Here is a 7,177-nt window from a genome sequence, read left to right on the forward strand (position 1 = left end):
GACGTGCCGCCGGGCTGGAGGTCACCGACCGCCCACACCCTCGATTGGGTGCCACCACTACCGAATCAACCGTTCCCTGCGGCAGACTTTCGACCGCACCCGAAGTCGCGTCTCATGATCCCGGGACAGGTCGACGTGCTTTCGGCAGTGCGAAACCGGCGTTCGTGGAATTGTTTCACACCCTTTTCCACGCCGCCGTGCCCCGGCGAAAGAATTCTTCCACACAGGGAGTGGAATGCAGATGGCAGGAACCCAGTACACCCTTCGCGTCATCAACAACTCATCGAACCTCGTCGACATGTGCACCTACCAGAAGGACCCGGACATCGGCGTCCCGAACGTCATGTCGCTCGCCTGGTTCGCGAAGCCCGCGCACCCGACGACGACGGTCGTGTTCCGCTGGACGATCGACTACTCGTTCGTCTGGTCGGAGACGGGCAGGCTCATCCCCGGCGTCTTCTTCGACGCCTCGCAGTCGTGGCCCGCCGACCCGAAGGTCGTCGGCGTCTCGTCCGAAACCCAGGCGGGCAACCAGATCGGGCTCTCCCACGAGGGCGGCGCCTACAACTTCACGAAGACGCCCACCGCCGGAGCGCAGGCGGGGTCGCTCTACGTCAAGGAGGACGCGAGCATCCCGCTGAAGCAGGCCAGCGTCGGCATCGGCATGTCCGGGTCGGGCACGTTCGTCGTCCAGTCCCAGCCGAACCTGAACCTGACCTTCACCCCGCACCCGGTCTACTACCTCGCCGCGGGCACCTACACCCAGGGCGAGGTGCTCGACATCGGGTCGGTCACCAACCCGACGCCCATCCGGTTCCCGGCGGGCATCTACTCGGTGACCGCGACGCTCAACGAGGACAACACCTGGACGGTGAACCCGACCAGCGGCCTGAACGCGTTGGAGCACAAGCAGGTCATGGGCTCCCGGCGGGAAAGCGGTTCGGCGGTGAAGCGATGAGCGAGACCACCGGAACCACGTCGCGGGACGGGGACAGCGGGGCGCTGGAGTTCCCGGAGGGCCACTACACCGACGTGAGGATCTACCCGATCCTGGGAGGTCCCGGTTCGCTGAGCGGCGGCACCGGCACCTTCTCCTCGTTCGGGACCTTCTCGGCCGGGCAGTTCAGCCCCGGTGACCTGCCGAGGATCGGCGACCACTACAACATCATGGCCACCCACGAGGGCGTCAACTACAACTTCTCGCGGTGGAAGTGCACCCACTCGGGTGGCACGAGCGACTTCCGGGAGAACTAGCCCACAGCGCGAGGGGCCCGTCGGGTGCGACCACCCGGCGGGCCCCTCGTCGTGGGACTAGACGCCTGCCTTCTTGCCCTCCGGGGTGGAGGCGAACCACGTGCCGCCGACGCCCTGGCCCTTGGCCTCGCCGCAGACCTCGTCCTCCGCGAAGGTGTACAGCGGCTTGCCCGCGATGGTGAGCTGCTTGCCGCCGTCGTCACGGGTGATCGTGCTGACCAGGACCTTGTCGACGCCCTGGACCTCGAAGCCGTCGGACGTCACCAGGGCCGGGGGCCACTTGACCGCGCAGTCGCCGGAGCAGTTGGAGACGTCGGCGGCGTCCTTGTCGAACGTGTACAGGGTCATGCCGCCCTTGTCGGTCAGCACGGTGCCCAGGTTGCCGACCGACGCCGTCGTCAGCGCGATCTCCTTGTTCTCGGTGGCCTTCTGCCCGTCGGGGGCCGCCGCGAACCACGTGCCCTTGAAGCCCTGGCTCTTGGCGTCGCCGGGGGCCTTGTCCTCGACCGACGTGTAGAGCGGCCAGCCCTTCGCCGTGACCTGCTTCTTCCCGTCCTTGCGCAGCACCGTGCCGAGGGAGGCCTTGTCGACGCCCTTCACCGCGATGTCGTCCGACGTCGTCAGCACCGGCGGGAACTTCGCCGCGCAGTCGCCCTCGCAGTTGGAGACCGAGGGGCTGGTGGTGTCCTTGTCGAAGCGGTACACCGTCAGACCGGCACCGCTGGTCAGCACCGTGCCCAGACCGGGAACGACCGCCGTCGCGAGCACCGGCTCGGCCCCCTCAGCCGTGTTCTGGCTGGCCTTCTCGCCCTCCGGCGTCGCCGCGAACCACACACCGCCGACACCCTGCCCCTTGGTGTCACCGGGCCCGGTGTCCTTCGCGAACTCGTAGAGCGCCCACCCCGCGACCGTCAACTGCTTGGTGCCGTCCTTGCGCGTCAACGTCGACACCAGCGCCTTGTCCACGCCCTGCACCTCAAGATCCCCCTCGGGGGCGAGCGCGGGCGGCCACTGCGCCTCGCAGTCGTCGACGCACGTGGACGTCGGTGGATCCGTCCGGTCCTCGTCGAACCGGTACAACGTCTTGCCGTTGCTCCCGGTCAACACCTGACCGAGGTCCCCCACCGTCGCCGACGTCAGCGCGACGACCTTGCCCTGCACCAACTTCTGCGCGTCGGAGGCGGCGTTGGGCGAGCCCGCGGTGGTCGCGGCCTGGCCGCAGGCGCTCAGCAGCGTGAGCCCGAGAACAGCCGCTGCCCCGAAAATGGACGCACGAATACCAGACATGGTGCCAACCTCCTTGGATGGTCGCTCGCACCCCTTGTTCACGGCGACCGACTGCCCACAACACGGACAGCCCCGGAGAATGGTTCAAAACTCGTCGAAGATTTTTTCCAGCCCCACGACCAGCACCGACGGTCACCGCCGCGACACGGCCCCCTTGGCGAACCCGGCCAGGTACGTCACCAGCCCCCGCCGCCCGTGCCGCATCATCATCTGGTGGTTGGCCACCAGCGCGGGCCGCACCAACGGCCCGAGCGCCCGGAGCAACGGCTTCCCCACCACCACCTCCTGCTCGTACACCAACCGAGCCCCACCACCCCACGACTGGACCCGCCACCCGACCGTGCCGTTCAGATCACCGGAAAGATCAGCGACCAGCACGAGCCGCTCCGCATCCCTGGTGTGGTGACTGGCCTCGAACACCAACTCGTAGGGAAGAACGGACCGACAACACAACTCGGCCCGCTCCTCCCCCACCTGAACAGCCCGACGCACCTCAGGCCACCAGAGCGGGTAACTGGCGAGATCCGCGAGAACGTCAAAAGCATCAGCGGGCGGACAGTCGACCAACCAAACGCTGCGAAAACGGTAGTGGTGAGAAAACACCGGGCAAGTATCACCAACCCACCAGCCAACTTGCCCATCAGGCAGAACCACTTCACCCGTTCGGCGGCCGAACTCTACTCAGAGCACATCCCCAGCACCCGCAACCAACCCACAACCCAAAGCGGGCCACCGCCTTCCCTGGAGCAGTGGCCGATTTACTCGGGGGATTTGCCCCTTGCCCTGGTAGATCGGGCAGGGTGACACCACCTGCCCGTGAGCCCGATCAAGGGGGCAGATCGAGGGGTCCCCGAGTCACACCGGCCACCACCGCTGGGACTGGAGAAAACTAGTGCCTACCCGCGAAGTGGGTGTGGCCGATCCGCTTTGACCTTGGGTTCGTCATCCGCAGGCACGAACCGACCGACGAGCAGTGGTAGACGATCGAGCCGCTGCCCGTCTCGGGCGCGCAAGGCCGTCCGCGGATGGACAGCCCTCGGGTGACCGACGGGATGCTGTTCAAGGCCACGACAGGTGACACCTGGCGGGGCCTGCCGCAACGGCACCCTCACCACGCTGGTCGGGAAGGCGCGGGTGGTCTCCGAGGCGATCGACGACCTCGACCGCGAGGTGTCGGTGCGGTCCGGCATCGTGCATGGCCTGCATCGCGTTCCGACGACCGGGCCCCGGCCGCCCGGTGACCAGGCCCGCACCGCCTGCACACGACGCACCGTGGTCGACCGCTGCTTCAACCGGCTCAGGCAGTTCCGCGCCATCGCCACCCGCTTCGACAAGACCCCCGTGCCCTACTTGGCGGTCGCTGTCGGCCGCGCACGGCGTCCGGGCAAGGCGACTCCACGGCACACCGGACCGTCCGCCTCACCGCCGGATCACGGCGGTGACCCCGGAGAGGACCGACCACCAGGCCACCAGGCCACCAGGCCACCAGGCCACCAGGAAGAAGGATTCCGCCAGCGGCCGGTCTCGTCCGTTCCCGCGCGCCACAGACAACGCGACACCGTCGACCGAAGCCATGGCGTGGCCGGGCCACCCGCATGGCCGCCCGACGGTCGCCCCTAAACCCCAACCCCCTCCAACACATTCCTCAAGAACTGCCCCGTGTAACTGGCCTCCACGCCGGCGACCTGCTCAGGAGTCCCCTCCGCGATGACCATCCCGCCACCGGACCCACCCTCGGGCCCCATGTCCACGACCCAGTCCGACGTCTTGATGACGTCCAGGTTGTGCTCGATCACCACAACGCTGTTCCCCTTGTCCACCAAGCCGTTGATCACCCCGAGCAGCTTCCGGATGTCCTCGAAGTGCAATCCGGTCGTCGGCTCGTCGAGGATGTACACCGTCCGCCCCGTCGACCGCTTCTGCAACTCCGAGGCCAGCTTCACGCGCTGGGCCTCACCACCCGACAGCGTCGGCGCGGGCTGACCGAGGCGCACGTACCCGAGCCCCACGTCGACCAGCGTCCTCAGGTGCCGGTGGATCGCGTTGATCGGCTCGAAGAACGAGGCCGCCTCCTCGATGGGCATGTCCAGGACTTCGGAGATCGTCTTCCCCTTGTAGTGCACCTCCAGGGTCTCCCGGTTGTACCGGGCCCCCTTGCACACCTCGCAGGGCACGTACACGTCCGGCAGGAAATTCATCTCGATCTTGATCGTGCCGTCGCCCGCGCACGCCTCGCAGCGCCCGCCCTTGACGTTGAACGAGAACCGCCCCGGCAGGTAGCCCCGGACCTTCGCCTCGGTGGTGGAGGCGAACAGCTTCCGGATGTGGTCGAACACCCCGGTGTAGGTGGCCGCGTTCGACCGAGGCGTGCGCCCGATGGGCGACTGGTCGACCTGCACCAGCTTGTCGACCTCCTCCAGACCCTTGATCCGGGTGTGGCGGCCGGGGACCTGCCGAGCCCCGTTCAGCTTGTTCGCCAGCACGGTGGCCAGGATGTCGTTGACCAGCGTCGACTTGCCCGACCCCGACACCCCGGTGACCGACACCAGGCACCCCAGCGGGAACGACACGTCGATCCCGCGCAGGTTGTGCTCCCGAGCGCCGACCACGGTCAGCTGCCGCTTCTTGTCGACCTTCCGCCGGGCCTCCGGCATCGGGATCTGCTTCCGACCGGACAGGTACGCCCCGGTCATCGACTCCTTGTTCTTCAGCAGCGCCTTGTACGGCCCGCTGTGCACCACGTGCCCGCCGTGCTCGCCCGCGCCGGGCCCGATGTCGACCACCCAGTCGGACGTGCGGATCGTGTCCTCGTCGTGCTCCACGACGATCAGCGTGTTCCCGAGGTCCCGCAGCCGGATCAGCGTGTCGATCAACCGGTGGTTGTCGCGCTGGTGCAGCCCGATGGACGGCTCGTCCAGCACGTACAGCACGCCGACCAGCCCGGACCCGATCTGCGTCGCCAGGCGGATCCGCTGCGCCTCGCCACCCGACAGGGTGCCGGACGCGCGGTCGAGCGACAGGTACGTGAGCCCGACGTCCAGCAGGAAGTGCAGCCGCGCCTGGATCTCCTTCAGCACGGCGCCCGCGATCATCGACTCGCGCTTGCCGAGCTTCAACCCGTCCAGGAACTCCGAGCACTCGGACACGCTCATCGCGCAGACCTCGGCGATGGACTTGTCGCCCTTGCGGCCGTGGTGCAGCGTGACGGCCAGGATCTCGGGCTTGAGCCGCGTGCCCTGGCACGTCGGGCAGGGCACCTCCCGCATGTAGCCCTCGTACTTCTCCCGCATGTACTCGGACTCGGTCTGCTCCTGGCGGCGCTCCAGGAACGGGATGACGCCCTCGTAGTTCGCGTAGTACGAGCGCTCGCGGCCGTACCGGTTCTTGTACCGGACGTGGACCTGCTCGTTCACGCCGTGCAGCACGGCCTTCTGGACCTTCGCGGGCAGCGAGCGCCACGGCGTGTCCATCCGGTACCCGATGGCCTCGCCGAGCGACTCCAGCAGCCTGATGAAGTAGTCGGCCGTCTGCCCGCCCGCCCACGGTGCGATGGCGCCGTCGCCGAGCGACAGCTCGTCGTCCGGCACCACCAGTTCGGGGTCGACCTCCTTGCGCACGCCGAGACCGGTGCACGCGGGGCACGCGCCGTAGGGCGAGTTGAACGAGAACGAGCGCGGTTCGAGGTCCTCGATCGCGAGCGGGTGGCCGTTGGGGCAGGCCAGGTGCTCGGAGAAGCCGCGCTCCCGCTCGGGGTCGGTCTCGGGCAGGTCGACGAACTCCAGGACGACGAGCCCGTCGGCCAGCCTCAACGCGGTCTCGACCGAGTCGGTGAGGCGCTGCTTGGAGCTGGCCTTCACCGACAGCCGGTCGATCACCACGGAGATCTCGTGCTTCTCCTGCTTCTTGAGCTTCGGCACCTCGGCCAGCGCGTACACCGTGCCGTCGACCTTCGCGCGCGAGTAGCCCTGGGCCTGGAGCGCGGAGAACAGGTCGAGGTACTCGCCCTTGCGACCGCGGATGACCGGCGCGAGGACCTGGAACTTGACGCCCTGCTCCATCGCGAGGACCTGGTCGACGATCTGCTGCGGCGTCTGCTTGCTGATCGGCTCGCCGCACGTCGGGCAGTGCGCCTTGCCCGCGCGGGCGTAGAGCAGGCGCAGGTAGTCGTACACCTCGGTGATCGTGCCGACGGTGGAGCGGGGGTTGCGGCTGGTCGACTTCTGGTCGATCGACACCGCCGGTGACAGGCCCTCGATGAAGTCGACGTCCGGCTTGTCCATCTGCCCCAGGAACTGGCGCGCGTACGCGGACAGCGACTCCACGTAGCGCCGCTGGCCCTCGGCGAAGATCGTGTCGAACGCGAGGCTTGACTTGCCCGACCCGGACAGGCCGGTGAACACGATGAGCGCATCCCGCGGCAGGTCCAGATGGACGTCCCGCAGGTTGTGCTCCCGCGCGCCGCGGATGATCAATCGGTCGGCCACCAGATCCCACCCTCGGGTCTTTCCCAGAATTAGCGCTCACCCGAGCGCCGCTGGCAACTGTAGCCAGGGGGTCCGACAAAAGTTCGAGGGGCGGGGACCACCTACGGGCGAAATCCGCGTTGCCGCTGCTCCTTGGTTATCCGCTTCCACCA

At 67.9% G+C, this 7,177-nt stretch carries 5 protein-coding genes; 2 read left to right on the forward strand and 3 right to left on the reverse strand.

What is annotated here, in order from left to right; all coding sequences use genetic code 11:
• Positions 1 to 241: 241 nt before the first annotated feature.
• Complete coding sequence (locus AC156L_RS26015) at positions 242 to 958, forward strand: hypothetical protein (RefSeq protein ID WP_330873600.1); 717 nt, start codon at positions 242 to 244, stop codon at positions 956 to 958.
• Positions 955 to 1,254: a hypothetical protein gene (locus AC156L_RS26020; protein ID WP_330873601.1), complete on the forward strand. Its 300-nt coding sequence runs from the start codon at positions 955 to 957 to the stop codon at positions 1,252 to 1,254. The genes AC156L_RS26015 and AC156L_RS26020 overlap by 4 nt, the downstream gene beginning before the upstream one ends.
• 57 nt (positions 1,255 to 1,311) lie before the next feature.
• Here AC156L_RS26020 and AC156L_RS26025 read toward each other — a convergent pair whose 3' ends face one another.
• The 3 genes from AC156L_RS26025 to uvrA all read right to left on the reverse strand — a co-directional run bounded on the left by AC156L_RS26025 (position 1,312) and on the right by uvrA (position 7,025).
• Entirely contained in the window at positions 1,312 to 2,541 is a 1,230-nt protein-coding gene (locus tag AC156L_RS26025; RefSeq protein WP_330873602.1) for a hypothetical protein, read from the reverse strand.
• Positions 2,542 to 2,673: 132 nt separating this feature from the next.
• Positions 2,674 to 3,195 (reverse strand): SRPBCC family protein, encoded by a 522-nt coding sequence (locus tag AC156L_RS26030; RefSeq protein WP_330873603.1) that lies wholly within the window; start codon positions 3,193 to 3,195, stop codon positions 2,674 to 2,676.
• Between the two features lie 962 nt (positions 3,196 to 4,157).
• A complete protein-coding gene (gene uvrA / locus AC156L_RS26035; protein WP_484407333.1) occupies positions 4,158 to 7,025 on the reverse strand; it encodes an excinuclease ABC subunit UvrA in 2,868 nt (955 codons plus the stop codon).
• Between the last annotated feature and the right edge of the window lie 152 nt (positions 7,026 to 7,177).

It is taken from the genome of Umezawaea sp. (genome assembly GCF_057122925.1).

What these genes read in the sequence shown, in the direction of transcription:
- AC156L_RS26015 (WP_330873600.1), top strand. Translation starts at nt 242, where the DNA reads ATGGCAGGAACCCAGTACACCCTTCGCGTCATCAACAACTCATCGAAC.
- AC156L_RS26025 (WP_330873602.1), bottom strand. Translation starts at nt 2,541, where the DNA reads ATGTCTGGTATTCGTGCGTCCATTTTCGGGGCAGCGGCTGTTCTCGGG.
- AC156L_RS26020 (WP_330873601.1), top strand. Translation starts at nt 955, where the DNA reads ATGAGCGAGACCACCGGAACCACGTCGCGGGACGGGGACAGCGGGGCG.